The 12,497-nt window shown below is 38.7% G+C and carries 16 protein-coding genes; 14 read left to right on the forward strand and 2 right to left on the reverse strand.

The genetic code is table 11. The features are described 5' to 3' along the window. The first annotated feature begins 131 nt into the window (after positions 1–131). From ACFPOH_RS01010 to ACFPOH_RS01020, 3 genes are all read left to right on the forward strand, one after another. The gene (locus ACFPOH_RS01010; RefSeq protein ID WP_390308602.1) at positions 132–914 is read left to right on the forward strand and encodes an SDR family NAD(P)-dependent oxidoreductase; all 783 of its coding nucleotides are present in this window, start codon (positions 132–134) and stop codon (positions 912–914) included. A gap of 94 nt (positions 915–1,008) precedes the next feature. Then, entirely contained in the window at positions 1,009–1,602 is a 594-nt protein-coding gene (locus ACFPOH_RS01015; RefSeq protein WP_342581395.1) for a peroxidase-related enzyme, read from the forward strand. 190 nt (positions 1,603–1,792) lie between these two features. Next, the gene (locus ACFPOH_RS01020; protein ID WP_342469442.1) at positions 1,793–2,935 is read left to right on the forward strand and encodes a toxic anion resistance protein; all 1,143 of its coding nucleotides are present in this window, start codon (positions 1,793–1,795) and stop codon (positions 2,933–2,935) included. 50 nt (positions 2,936–2,985) lie between these two features. Here the strand turns inward: ACFPOH_RS01020 and ACFPOH_RS01025 are convergent, their stop codons facing one another. Further along, positions 2,986–3,303, reverse strand: a complete 318-nt coding sequence (locus ACFPOH_RS01025; RefSeq protein WP_390308604.1) for a CotD family spore coat protein — start codon at positions 3,301–3,303, stop codon at positions 2,986–2,988. Positions 3,304–3,671: 368 nt separating this feature from the next. On the opposite strand from ACFPOH_RS01025, the gene ACFPOH_RS01030 reads away from it, so the two are divergent. From ACFPOH_RS01030 to ACFPOH_RS01055, 6 genes are all read left to right on the forward strand, one after another. After that, the gene (locus ACFPOH_RS01030) at positions 3,672–4,625 is read left to right on the forward strand and encodes an alpha/beta hydrolase (protein ID WP_390308605.1); all 954 of its coding nucleotides are present in this window, start codon (positions 3,672–3,674) and stop codon (positions 4,623–4,625) included. Between the two features lie 173 nt (positions 4,626–4,798). Next, complete coding sequence (locus ACFPOH_RS01035; protein WP_342581398.1) at positions 4,799–5,626, forward strand: N-acetylmuramoyl-L-alanine amidase; 828 nt, start codon at positions 4,799–4,801, stop codon at positions 5,624–5,626. 198 nt (positions 5,627–5,824) lie between these two features. Beyond that, positions 5,825–6,727 (forward strand): EamA family transporter RarD, encoded by a 903-nt coding sequence (gene rarD, locus ACFPOH_RS01040; protein ID WP_342469438.1) that lies wholly within the window; start codon positions 5,825–5,827, stop codon positions 6,725–6,727. 99 nt (positions 6,728–6,826) lie between these two features. Further along, entirely contained in the window at positions 6,827–7,453 is a 627-nt protein-coding gene (locus tag ACFPOH_RS01045) for a GIY-YIG nuclease family protein (protein WP_342469437.1), read from the forward strand. Between the two features lie 124 nt (positions 7,454–7,577). Continuing rightward, entirely contained in the window at positions 7,578–8,294 is a 717-nt protein-coding gene (locus ACFPOH_RS01050) for a cytochrome c biogenesis CcdA family protein (protein WP_342469436.1), read from the forward strand. Positions 8,295–8,461: 167 nt separating this feature from the next. Continuing rightward, positions 8,462–8,974, forward strand: a complete 513-nt coding sequence (locus ACFPOH_RS01055; RefSeq protein ID WP_342581399.1) for a CcdC family protein — start codon at positions 8,462–8,464, stop codon at positions 8,972–8,974. Positions 8,975–9,061: 87 nt separating this feature from the next. On the opposite strand, the gene ACFPOH_RS01060 is transcribed toward ACFPOH_RS01055, so the two are convergent. Continuing rightward, a complete protein-coding gene (locus ACFPOH_RS01060; protein WP_342471302.1) occupies positions 9,062–9,484 on the reverse strand; it encodes a DUF2621 domain-containing protein in 423 nt (140 codons plus the stop codon). A gap of 135 nt (positions 9,485–9,619) precedes the next feature. On the opposite strand from ACFPOH_RS01060, the gene ACFPOH_RS01065 reads away from it, so the two are divergent. From ACFPOH_RS01065 to ACFPOH_RS01085, 5 genes are all read left to right on the forward strand, one after another. Beyond that, on the forward strand, positions 9,620–9,838 hold the full coding sequence (locus tag ACFPOH_RS01065) for a DUF1659 domain-containing protein (RefSeq protein ID WP_342469434.1): 219 nt from the start codon (positions 9,620–9,622) through the stop codon (positions 9,836–9,838). A gap of 20 nt (positions 9,839–9,858) precedes the next feature. Further along, on the forward strand, positions 9,859–10,071 hold the full coding sequence (locus ACFPOH_RS01070) for a DUF2922 domain-containing protein (protein WP_342469433.1): 213 nt from the start codon (positions 9,859–9,861) through the stop codon (positions 10,069–10,071). A gap of 92 nt (positions 10,072–10,163) precedes the next feature. Further along, positions 10,164–10,313 carry a YvrJ family protein gene (locus tag ACFPOH_RS01075; protein WP_342469432.1) on the forward strand — a complete coding sequence of 50 codons (150 nt, stop codon included), beginning with the start codon at positions 10,164–10,166 and terminating at the stop codon, positions 10,311–10,313. Positions 10,314–10,431: 118 nt separating this feature from the next. After that, the gene (locus ACFPOH_RS01080) at positions 10,432–11,058 is read left to right on the forward strand and encodes an SCO family protein (RefSeq protein ID WP_342581400.1); all 627 of its coding nucleotides are present in this window, start codon (positions 10,432–10,434) and stop codon (positions 11,056–11,058) included. A gap of 277 nt (positions 11,059–11,335) precedes the next feature. Continuing rightward, a partial coding sequence (locus ACFPOH_RS01085; protein ID WP_390308607.1) for an IS1182 family transposase occupies positions 11,336–12,497 on the forward strand: 1,162 nt, incomplete at its 3' end.

Raw genomic sequence — 12,497 nt, forward strand, 5'->3', positions numbered from 1 at the left:
GAACAGATTCTAAAGCGCATCGTGCAAGAATAAATAGAATTGAACCTTTGAATATGAATCATTGACAAATTCATTGAAGGGATTCTATTTTTCATGGACAATATTCATAAAAAAGTAAAGGAGAAGAATGAATGGATTTGGGTTTGCAAGATAAAGTTGCTCTCATCACCGGGGCAAGTAAAGGAATTGGGTTACATACGGCCCTCCAACTTGCCAAGGAGGGGGCAAAAGTGGCCATTTGCGGCCGCAATAAGGATTCATTGAAAGAAGCAAAGGAATGGATTCAGGGCCAAACCGGTAAGGAGATTCTTACGGTTGCAGCGGATGTGACAAAAGAAGAGGATTGCAAACGGTTGATTGAGGAGACGGTATCCCACTACGGAAGATTAGATATTCTGGTGAACAATGCCGGCACATCCTCTGCCCATTCTTTTGAAGAAGTGGATTCCGAATTATGGCATGCGGATTTGAATTTAAAATTATTCGGTGCCATCCATTGCTCAAAATATGCACTTCCGCATTTAAAAGAGAGTGGAGGTGGAGCAATCGTCAATGTGACTGCTTCCATTGCAAAAACACCGGGTGAAAACAGCCTTCCGACAACGGTGAGCCGCTCTGCCGGTATGGCACTCACAAAAGCGATGAGCAAAGATTTAGGAAAATATAATATTCGAGTAAATACTGTATGTATTGGACTAATCCGAAGCAGACAAATCGAAGCGAAATGGAAGAGGGAAATGCCGGCTTCCACTTGGGAAGAATATTCGAGAGAAGTCGGAAAAAAGATTCCCCTTGGAAGAATCGGGGAAACGGATGAAGCGGCAAAAGTCATCACTTTTCTCGTTTCCGATGCCGCCTCTTACGTTACGGGCACTTCCATAAACATTGACGGTGGTTCAGCCGGAACATTGTAAGACCGCTTTTTATCTTTTTCCTCACGCTGTTCTAAAATATTATCCTTCATTCATATAAAATAATATGAGAAAATTGATAGAAAAGTGGGGAAGAATGATGGGTATGTATGATGAACAATGGTCTTATTTGGAAAAGCCGAAACTAGAAGAAATTCCGTCTGAGCTGCAAGCGTATTTTGAGGAAAACGTCCGTAAACAGGAAGAAAAATTGGGGGTTGTAAACACCTTATTCAATATTTTGCCTTTGAACCCCATCCAATTCAAAGCTTTCCTCGACTTCATGTATTCCTTGTTTAATACGAAAAACACGTACTTGGATTTGGTTGACAAAGAAATGATCGGTCTTGTTGTGTCTTCTGTGAATTGCTGCAATTATTGTTTGACCACTCATAGTGATACATTGAGAAGACTTACAGGAGATCCGGTATGGGTCGATACATTGACGTATAACTACAGAAGTGCAGAATTGACAAAAAAACAGCGGGCACTATGCGACTATGCATTCCGTGCGACAAAGTATCCGGATGAACTTACAACAAAAGAAGTGGATTTGCTGAGGGAAGCGGGGTTCAATGATCATGAAATCCTGGAAGCTGCCTTTGTTGTCGGTTTCTTTAATTACACGAATCGTTGGGTCAGCACAATTGGGGCGATACCAAATCCGAAACATAATCAAAATCATCGTTAAACCGTTTCTGTTTAAAATGTCCACGTTCGATGGGAACGTGGTCTTTTTTATCTGCCTAAGTTTTATGTTGTGGAAAGGATTTTTTCATGGGTAAAAATTGAAACTTTCTTTATCAATCAATCGTATGCTAACTATCGAAATTAGTGTAAACTATAAACAATAAATGACGCATGAAGAACGGAGGATTGCCATGTCAGAAACGAAAAACCCGTTGTTTGAAGATTTGGATGCAAAATTGAATGAAGAAAAACATGAAATTGTTGAAGCGCCTCCACAACTTGTAACGGAAGAAGAGATGTCTCAATTGCGTAAGCGGCAATTGGAATTGAAAAAAGATCCGGCTGTCCTCGCGCTTGCCGAAAAAATAGACGTCAAAAATCAAATCGCCGTTTTGGAATTCGGGAAGGAAACCGCAAATTCGATTTCCAAGTTTTCCGACCGGATGTTATCTTCCATAAAACAAAGCAAATTGGAAAAATCGAGCGAGTTGATCAATCATTTAAATAAAATCATGGCCCGCTTCGATCCGGAAGATTTTAAAGAAGAAAAGAAAGGATTTTTGGCGCGTCTTTTTGGAAAAGGAAAAGAGCAGCTTCAGAAGATTTTATCGAAATACGAATCGATGAATAAAGAGATCGATGCCATCTATCAAGAGATTACAAAATACGAGCAGGAAATGAAGAAAAATACGGTCGAACTTGAACAAATGTACGATCAAAATCTTGAATATTTCAAAACATTGAGTGAATATATCGCTGCGATCGAAGTAAAAGTGGAGGAGCTGAAACCGGAACTTGCCAATTTGGAAGCCCGTGCCAACGAAGGGGATCAGGAAGCGCTGATGGAACTGGAATCATTGCAGCGGGCAATCGAATTGCTGGAACAGCGCCGCTACGATTTGGAAATGGCGCAACAAGTATCCTTCCAGGCAGCACCGCAAATCCGGTTAATGCAGCAGGGGAACAACCACTTGATTGCCAAAATCAATTCCGCTTTTGTAACGACAATCCCTATTTTTAAACAGGGACTAATTCATGCCGTGACGATTCAACGTCAAAAATTGATTTCTGATTCGATGCAGGAATTGGATAAACGGACGAACGAAATGTTGATGAGAAACGCAGAAAATATCCGCCGCAACAGTGTGGATATCGCCCGCACGGCAAGTCAGCCGGGCATCAAGATTGAAACCCTTGAAAATACTTGGAGAACCATTTTGGCAGGCATTGAAGAAACAAAACAAATCCAGGCGGAAACCGTTCGAAACCGGGAAGAAGGAAGAAAGCGGCTTGAACAACTGCAAATTGAATATGAAAAATTGAAAAAAATGTAAAAAAACAACTGCACCACGTTCAACAAAATGGTGGTGCAGTTGTTTTTTAATTAAAATCCGAATCTTCTTTGTTGCATTGGGAAACATTGCGGATTTGGATTTCGTTGATCGCCGCATTGCTGGGACATTTGGTAATATTCATTCACTTCGGAATACGTTCTAGGAAAATAGTGTTGATGGTGATAGATATGCCGGTTGACAGTAGTTGTATGCACTGGATGAAAGTGTGGAACAATTGTATTGAAAACGTTTGTTTTAACCACTTCTTGCGTTGGTGAAACTTGTGCAGGTGCAATCTGTGTTGGCATAATATTCGGTGGACAACAAATAGGTCTTGGTCTCATTTGATGATGTTTTCTACCATACATTTATTTTCACCTCCTTGCAAATCACTGTTCATCAATAGCATATGGGAGATTGAAATGCTCGATTAGATAAACACCTAGTGAAAAAAAAATAAAACGGAACGGTTAGAAAAGAGTTTTGGGGTTCTATTATTTCTAAGGATTGAAAGATATGACCGAACGCCGGTCTTTGAGGGAGATAGATGGGGTTTTTACTTTTATGAGGAAGTTTCTAAATTTCAAATTCCATCTTTTGAAATTTTAGAGCGCCATCAAGGCTTTTCATATAAAGTTGTTTATTTGGAAAGTTTTTTGTTGAAAGTGGGGCTCGTTAGGTATACAATTAAAACATAGTAAACGAATAAGAATTATAAGAAAAGGGATGATCCTCAATGTCCTATTTATTGTCCAATACAATCGAATATTTAAAAGAAGCGAATCAACAACCCCCTTTATATACAATGGATCCAGCCGAAGAAAGAAATAGAAGGGAAATTGCTTTAAAATTGAAAACCAAAACCCGTTCCAGTTTTATAAAGAAGAAAGACCAATTGATTCCTGTCAGAGATGGAAGCAAGATAAAGGTTCGCATATATACGCCGAAAGGAAATGGCCCATTTCCCATCATCATCTATTATCATGGCGGTGGCTGGGTATTGAACAGTATTGAAACCTGCGATGAGTCGTGTCAGTTGTTGGCAGAGTCAACGAACTCCGTTGTCGTTTCTGTAAATTACCGTTTGGCTCCTGAATACAAATTCCCGACACCGGTTTATGATGCATATGATGCGTTCCTATGGACAGTGAAAAACAACAATCGATTAAACGGCAACAAGAAAATTATTGTGGCGGGAGACAGCGCAGGCGGCAATTTGGCTACAGTTGTAACATTGTTAAACCGGGACTTGCAAGGGCCTGAAATCCATGCGCAAATTTTGTTATATCCCGTAACCGATTTAACTTTCAGTACGCCATCTTATGAAGAATTCGCAGTCGGATTTGGCCTGTTGAAAGAAGACATGGCGTGGTTTAGAAAACACTATTTGAACAATGTGAATGAAACTTTCCACCAATATGCTTCCCCTTTATTGGCGGACGATTTGTCGAATCTGCCTCCTGCATTCATTGTTGTTGCGGAAAATGATGTATTAAGGGATGAAGGAATCCGTTACGCAAACAAATTGATTGAATTTGGAGGAAAGGTTGAATTGACCGTTGCCCGTGGACTTGTTCATAGCTATTTCACAAAAAATCAATTCTTCGATGAAAATATCAAGGATACTATTTTTCAAATTCGCGCTTTTTTATCAACAATCACTACTAAAGGAGAAATCAACGCTTCTTGATGGCCGACTTTTCAAAGTTGGCCATTTTTTTGTCTCTGTTATAGCCTTTCTTGATCATTTAATTGATAGAAGGTTAAGTGGATTAAGCTATGAGCCCTTCTCCGATTTTGGATGCAACGTACTATAAAGTGTAAGATTTTTTAATAAGTCTTTATATGTTTGGAGGTGAAATCATGAGTTCTATTGCAATCAGTCCAGGGCATTTCGGCGTTGGCAGTGGTGCAAGAGATATCATAGATGAAGTGACGGAAGCAAGAAAAGTGGTAGATCGGGTTGCCTATTTATTGCAGCAGGAAGGAATAACGGTCCACAAAATTGTGGATGATCGTTCGAAAAAGCAGAGTGACAACCTGAATTATTTGATACGTGAACATAACTCCAAAAACAGGAAGCTGGATGTGAGTATTCATTTCAACTCTTCCGGCAAAAGAACAGACCAGCCATTGGGCACAGAAGTTTTGTATCTTAATGATTCACTTCAGGCCTTTGCGGCGAGAATGAGTCAGGCCATTGCCAAAGCAAGCGGATTAAAAAATAGAGGTGCCAAAAAAAGAAGTGAGCTCGCTTTTTTGAAAGGGACAAATCAACCTGCCGTTCTCATTGAAGTATGTTTCGTTAACTCAGTGCAAGATGTGAAAATCTATCAATCGAAATTCAATGAAATCTGCGAGGCGATTGCAAAAGAGTGCATTGCGTATGTTGCACCAAACCCGGCCAATAAAGAAAGCGATCTGGAAAACGTTGAGGGCGAAATTCAAAAGACGTTGCCTTCCGTTGGTACAAAAGGAGAATTTACTAGTCCGGAATTAAAAAAACGGCTTGATGCGATATTAAAAGACCAAAAAATGATTGAAGCCATTGTCCGAAAAGGGATTGATGAACAGGCCATCCATGGGGTTTGGCTCGAAAAACTGCGCGATGGCACGTTATCTTCCGCTGATTTGTTGGGTATCAGCACTTTAATTATCGAGCATCAGATAAAAAATGCGGGTAAAAAGTGAGCTGAGACAATGGCCACTTTTATAAAAAAATAACGTTTTAATTTTTTTTGCGCTCTTTCGAAAGGGGATTTATGTTACTTTTGGAAAATCATTCTAAATGATCGTTTGGTTTTTACATTTACTTCCCTATTTTCCATCGTTATAATTTTTATAATATCTTATATTTCAAAAATGATTGAAAGGCATGGTTAAAATTTTATGACTGAAGAGAAAAAAGGCATGCTTAATGCCATTCTAGCTTATACCATCTGGGGATTCTTTCCCGTTTATTGGAAAGTTCTCGAACATGTAAATAGCATGGAAATATTGTTAAACCGGATTATTTGGTCTTTTGTATTTACAACCCTTTTTATATTAATCATTGGCCAAAAGAATAAATTGGCCGCTGACTTGAAATATCTTTGGCACAATAAAAAGATCTTTTTCTCATTGATGCTGGCTTCTTTTGTCATCTCATGCAATTGGTTTTTGTACATATGGGCGGTAACGAATGATCATGTGGTGGAGACAAGCCTTGGGTACTATATTAACCCGTTGATCACCGTATTGTTTGGCGTATTTCTATTCAAAGAACAATTGTCGAAAGCCCAAATCCTTTCCGTGATACTTGCATTTTGTGGAGTCGCATTGATGGCGGTGCGTTACGGGAAAATCCCATGGGTCGCATTGTGCATCGCCCTGTCATTTGCCATCTATGGCGCATTAAAGAAAAAAATTCAACTGGATGCCACCAGGGGGTTGGCAATTGAAACATTGTTCATTTTGCCTGTTGCAATAGTTTATTATATTTTTCTTATGTCAACTACTGATATTTCATTTTTACATATTGATTGGAAAACGGATCTGTTTCTTATTTTAGGAGGCTTAGTGACAGCATATCCTTTAATTTTATTCGCAAAGGGAGCGAAAGCTTTGCCCCAATCCATTTTAGGCTTTATCCAATATGTTTCCCCGACGATTCTATTGATTTTGGGGGCTGCGGTTTACGGTGAACCGTTTACAAGTGTGGAATTGATTTCTTTTGGTTTCATATGGATGGCCATCATCATATTCAGTTTATCCGCCATTTTGGAAAATCGGAAAAAACGTACCCTGACATAAAAGGATTTTTTAAAATTTTATAGAAATATCAAAAATTGTGATATTTTCTATCTCTTTCTTGAATATCCGATTTTTTAGATGAGTGGAGGGGGAGTGTTCATGTATGTGAAAATGAATGGTAAGGAGTTCCATTTCCATCGGGTTCGAATTGATCTTTTGGAAACGGATATACGTGAACCATTTCGTTTCTTTGATAAGAAAACGATTCGCGATCTTCTCCGGCATAACCGTTACCAACATCTGAGAGAGAAGGTGATGAATGAATATGAAGAAATTTTGGATGTGCCTGCTGGTCCCGCCCTTTATAACTTGAAAAAAAAGAACGACCCATTTTACAAAGAATTTCTGAATAATTACGGTGATTTGGCTTATTGCCAATTCGTCGTAAAGGGCAATGAGACATTACTAAATAAAAAGGGCGTATATACGATTATCATGAACGATAAAATTGTATTTGCAGGAATTTGCAATAATAAATTCAAGTTGAGATTTAATCAGCATATCGGAAATGTCTCTCCAAAGTCATGTTTCCGTGATGGCACCGCGACCCACTGTCATATCAATTCAAAAATAGCCCGGCACATCTTGGATTCAAATATCTATTTCCAAGTGTGTCCATTGAATGATTTGGAGGAAATGAAATCAGTAAAAAACTGGCTCATTGACCGTTTTGAACCATTGTGGAATTTAAGATTTGGAAGCGATGTCATTTATACGTATAATTAATGGGGAAATCAATTTCGGGAGCTTTTGGAATTCTCATTTGTTATGAATCCTTCAATTTTATTTCACTATTTTCTAACAAATCTTTGATATGATAGTAACAATAAGGACTTAAGGAGAGATAGAAATGGGTTCAAATATTAACGTATTATTCGCTTTTGGGGCAGGGTTTTTAAGCTTCATTTCCCCGTGTACATTGCCGCTCTATCCGGCTTTTCTTTCGTACATAACCGGAATGAGCTACGATGAAATAAAAAATGATAAAGGGATGCTGCAAAAAAGGGCCATTTTGCATACGCTCTTTTTCTTGATAGGGTTCTCGATTATTTTTATCGTCCTCGGTTTTGGCGCAAGATTGTTGTCCATTGAGAACTTCTTCCTGAATTATCAGGATTTGATCCGTCAAATCGGGGCCATTTTGATTGTCGCCTTTGGATTGATGATTGTCGGTTGGTTAAAAATCGACTTTTTAATGAAAGATCATAAATTCCAATTTAAGAGCAGACCTTCAGGTTATTTCGGATCATCATTGATCGGCCTTGCATTTGCGGCGGGTTGGACGCCGTGCACCGGTCCGATTTTGGCAGCGATCATCGCCCTGGCCATGACAAATCCCAATTCCGCAATGGGGTACATGATTGCTTACGTATTAGGTTTTTCCATCCCTTTCTTTATATTGTCTTTCTTTATTTCCAGAATGGGATGGCTTCGGAAATACAGCCAGAAAATTGTAAAAATCGGCGGGTATATCATGATTGCCATGGGAGTTTTGCTGTTCTTTGACGGCATGAATTATATCATCCGGGTGTTGTCACCAATCTTTGGAGGTTTTACCGGTTTCTAATTGTATTGGATGTTAGGACCTTGAAATTTCATGTCAATCATTCTAGGTGTATTGAAAAATGAATATTTCAAGGTTCTTAGATACATATGAATAAAACATTATGGTATATTATTAAGGAGCGCTGCCTGCAAACAGGCAGTTTTTTTAAGCCTATGAGGAGGGATAACATGTTTGAAAATATACCTTCTCGCTATATCATTATTGCGAGTACGTTGATGGCTATATTGATGGGTACCTTCATCATGATGATGAGATTGCGATCTCAAAAGAAACCGGTGAATGCAAAAAAAATACTGATACCGCCCATCGCCATGTCCACAGGGGCGTTGATGTTTGTATTTGAGGAGTTTCGGGTTCCGCCGTTACAAATATTAGAAGCCATTGTTGTCGGAGTCATTTTTTCTTTTGTATTGATTGCCACATCCAAATTTGAAATTCGGGACAACGAAATTTACATGAAACGTTCCAAAGCGTTTTTTATCATTTTAGTCAGCTTGTTATTGATACGGACTCTCGGAAAAGTGGTGTTAACCGATTCTTTTGATCCCGGTGAATTAGCCGGCATGTTCTGGCTATTGGCATTTGCCATGCTTTGGCCATGGCGCATCGCAATGCTCATTCAATATAAAAAAATTGAGAAATCCCATTTGATTGATTCGCTGGAAAAAGGGAACTTGTGAGTGGCGGCTTTCACGAAGGGGATAATGAATAAATAAAAAAATGATCATGCAATCCAAAAGATGATTGTATGATCATTTTTTTGTCTTTTATTTTTGGCTCTCGGCAAAATATTTTTCGTAAGGTGTAACATCAATGTTCATTTCGGCCAATTTTTTCCGCAAAAATTTATGGTCCCTTTTCGGCGTGGCAACGATGTAGCCTCTAATGATCAGTTCTTCTGTAATGCTTTTGGCTTTTTCTTTTACGGCAAGCTCGCTGATTTTTCCTGCAATGGACTCTTTGGCTTGCTGTCTGAATAATTCGGGTACGGGGCTGACCAGTTCATTCAATAGCTGTTTTGCTTCATCATTCCATAAATGCAAAGTCTTATTGATATAGTAATTTTGCCAATCCAACTCCGATTTTCCATCTTCTTTTGGCAATGATTTCAAAAACTTCCGGAACATAAAAAACCCGCCAATGGCCATCAAAATAACCATTATAAAACTCCAAACAACGAGTAACCACATTACCCAACCTACCAATTTGCTCACCTCTTTTTCTCTCTCTAAATCATTATAACAAGGAAGAAAAAATTTTCATTAACGTTGTCTCTATTTTTTCAACAAATTGATATATAGGTAGATGAAAGGGGGGAGAAGAAGATGGCCAACTTGACGTTCGAGCAAGGGACACTAAAACTCGTTTATGAAACGGGCGTTGATGAATCCGGCAATACGATTTTGGCGTCCAGAACTTACAGAAATGTGCGCAACAATGTGACAGCCGAGCAACTAGCCGGGGTGGTACAAGCATTCATCCAACTTTCCGGTCACCCGGTGGTCCAGGCTTCAGTGTCAAAAACGGAAAAAATCGAACTTTAATCTGTTAGGGGGGATAGTGAATGGCTAAGGTACTCGAAATGAAATTTGAAGCTGCCAACGGAAAGAATTTCACCATTTCAATCAATGATCCAAAACCGGATCTGACTCCATCAGATGTATCAAGCGCAATGGAAACCATCATGAATCAGGATGTGTTTCATGTAAATGGATCGGCGCTTGTTTCCATCAAACAGGCCCGCATGATTGATAAAACCATTGAAAATCTATTTTAATCTTTTGGAATCGGCAAAATCCTGAATGGATTTTGTCGATTTTCTAATCAATTGAAATTCGGCATGGTGTCCAATCGAAAGGGGAGATGCAAATGGAACAATGGATTACGCTCATTCAGGAAATCGGTTTTCCGATTGTCATTTCGTTTTATTTGCTGCATCGGATTGAAGTTAAGCTGGAAGCAATCTATTCGGTGCTTGCATCCATGAAAAGTATGAATGGAGAAAAAGTATTTGAATGAGAAGCAAGAAGTGAAATTTTTTTCACAAATTTGTTAAAAATCTTTCATGAGAAAAAGTTTTACTAAAATACGCCTTTCATTTATGATTAACATAGTATTCCAAGGGAGTTGAATCGTAATGAAGAAAAAGAAATTAATCATCATCACCTTGTTGCTGATTGTCGGGGTCCTATTATCTTCTTGCAGCAATTATAATTTTAAACCGACAATCGAGTATAAGATACAAGACTTTACTATGATTGATCATCGGGGAGAAACGGTTACTTTAGATGACTTAAAAGGGCAACCTTGGATTGCTATGTTTATTTTTACAAACTGCAAAACGATTTGCCAGCCAATGACGTTAAACATGTCGATAGTGCAAGAAAAATTGGTTGAAAAAGGTCTCGAAGATTACAAAATCGTCGGGTTTTCAGTAGACCCGGAAAATGATACGCCGGAAGCGTTATCCAAGTATTTGGACTACTTTACAGTTCCTGATGAATCGAAATGGCATCTGCTTACAGGCTATGATCAAAAATTCATCGAACAATTTGCACTTCAATCATTTAAAGCGCTTGTAAAAAAACCGGAAGATGATGATCAAGTGATTCATGGTTCCTCATTCTATCTCGTTGATGAAAATGGGGTTGCCGTAAAATATTATTCAGGTTATTCCGAAGAGGAAAATTCAGCTAAAGCTGTACCATATGATGAAATTGCATTGGATATGGAAACATTAATCAATAATATGAAGAAGAAATAAAAAATGCTTGGGGTTTCCCAAGCATTCAGCTTGTAGACAAAGTCCCTAACTAGTGGCCAAATCTACAGGCTTTTTTTGTATAATAGGGATAGAATTCTTGGTTAACGGGGGAAATTTAGGATGTTATCGAAGCGTACAGACAATAATCGAAATNAGCGCACATTCCTTTAAGAAATGTGCGCTCAGCTTGTAGACAAAGTCCCTAACTAGTGGCCAAATCTACAGGCTTTTTTTGTATAATAGGGATAGAATTCTTGGTTAACGGGGGAAATTTAGGATGTTATCGAAGCGTACAGACAATAATCGAAATCAATTGGAAATGGTGGCTCTTGATCAATTGGTTCCAGAAAATCATTTGGTAAGGAAGATTGAACAAGCCATAGACTTTGATTTTATTTACGATCTTGTCAAAGATACCTATTGCCTAGATAACGGAAGGCCTAGTATTGATCCTGTTGTGCTCATTAAAATGGTCTTTGTGCAGTATTTATTTGGTATTCGTTCCATGCGTCAAACGATCAAAGAAATTGAAACCAACGTGGCGTATCGATGGTTCTTAGGATATGGTTTCACAGAGAAAATTCCTCATTTTTCAACGTTCGGCAAGAATTATGTTCGTCGCTTTCAAGGTACTGATTTATTTGAACAGATTTTTTATCGTATCTTAGAAGAAGCGATGAATAAAGGGTTAGTAGACCCTTCTGTTGCCTTTATTGATTCTACACATGTCAAAGCAAGCGCCAATAAAAAGAAGTTCGATAAGAAAATTGTCCGGGTAGAAACAAAAAGCTATCAAGCGCAATTAGAGTTAGAGATTAACCAAGACCGCGAAAACCATGGAAAAAAGCCCTTTCCCCCGAAAGAGAAGGAAGAAGCCAAGGAAATAAAGGTCAGTAAAACAGATCCTGATAGTGGCTATTACGTAAAAGATGAACGGGAAAAGATGTTTGCCTATTCATTTCATACCGCATGTGACGCAAAAGGCTTTGTCTTAGCTACCAAGGTAACGGGAGCGAATATTCATGATAGTCAGGTGTTTGGTCAATTACTCGAACAAGTCATCGAAAAAGTAGGCAAACCAACTGCAGTAGCCGTAGATGCCGGATACAAAACCCCAGCGAATGCGAAAAGTCTGTTGGACAAAGAGATTCGTCCCGTTATGCCATATACAAGACCAAGAACAAAAGACGGTTTCTTTAAAAAGTATGAGTATGTATACGATGAACATTATGATTGTTATATCTGCCCAAACAACCAAATTCTTGAATACCGAACCACGACAAGAGAAGGTTATCGACAGTACGCTTCTAATCCGGAAATATGTAAAACGTGCCCGTTCTTAGAAAAGTGTACCCAAAGTAAAGATCACACTAAATTTATTCATCGCCACATTTGGGAGCACTATGTGGAAGAAGTCGACCACTTAAGACATACAGAAA

The sequence above is a fragment of the Ureibacillus suwonensis genome (assembly GCF_042655065.1).
GTDB classification, from domain to species: Bacteria; Bacillota; Bacilli; order Bacillales_A; family Planococcaceae; genus Ureibacillus; species Ureibacillus suwonensis.